Below are 973 nucleotides of genomic sequence, written 5' to 3'. Positions count from 1 at the left end.
GCTCGTCAGAAATCAATAGCGTGGTGACATTCGGTTCACCCAGCTCATTGAAAAGCTCCAGGCTTTTATGGAGTATTCGATCTCTTGTTTTCATTAAACGTCCGGGTCCTTATCGTGTAAACTTAATACGTTTCCTTGTCGACGGGATTAAGATAAAAGTGTGTAATCCTTTCGTCGGTAAATTTATCAAAAAAACGACTGGTATCCGAGATTAATTTTAAGGTCGGTGCTTGTCTTTGATGATCTGATACTAATACTTTGATGTCTTCAAAACCATCTTTGATTTTTGTGAATCGTGCAGTAATGCTAGATGAGACTAATTGCTGCTCAGGGTGACCAAATTCCTTTGATAAGAAATTTAGGTAATGAAGCTCTTCTTCTTTGCTGAGGTTGTCTCGTGTCGCTAGATAGCGCATCTTATGTCTATCCAGAATACAGGAAGAGTAAGAGTTTTTCTTAACCGAAGCGTGCTTTCGAAAAGCTTCCCAGAAATAGCTGTCTGTTAGATACTTGAAACTATCAATATTGTCCAGACTGGCGTTAACGAAGCTCGACACTTCGGGGTTTTGCATCACTTCATCAATCGCAGCGCGGAGCAGCCAGTCGAAGCCTTGAGCTGTTTTGTGCGCGTAGACTTGTCGATACATTTGGTGACGACTATAAACAAAGTCTTCTAGAGAGCTTAGGCCTTTTTCCGCAATTGCCAGACCGAACCAGTTAGTTTGTGGACACCAACCAAAATGAATATTGCTTAGCAGGTGGTCCAGGTTAAAGCCTCCAATTGTGACCGAGGAGTGAAAACCGTCGCGAAGCATGTAATCGGCGCGGTCTGCATCCAGCTCACCCGATACCAGGCTTGATAAAACATGCTGTAATTTGCTGGCGAATTCATCAGGTAAGGAGTCCGGATTATTCGCCAGGTCGCTGGGAGCAATCAGCGGCCAAAGGGCGTGAGCGTGTCGATTAAATAAAT

1 protein-coding gene is annotated in these 973 nt (G+C 43.7%); it reads right to left on the bottom strand.

What is annotated here, in order from left to right:
- Positions 1-122: 122 nt before the first annotated feature.
- Positions 123-973 (bottom strand): phosphohydrolase (locus A3766_RS30710; RefSeq protein ID WP_197479426.1); only part of this gene is annotated, 851 nt, incomplete at its 5' end.

This window comes from Oleiphilus sp. HI0132, from assembly GCF_001635845.1.
The sequence above is the reverse complement of the archived record's forward strand: the minus strand, read 5'-3'. Positions and strand labels throughout refer to the sequence as shown.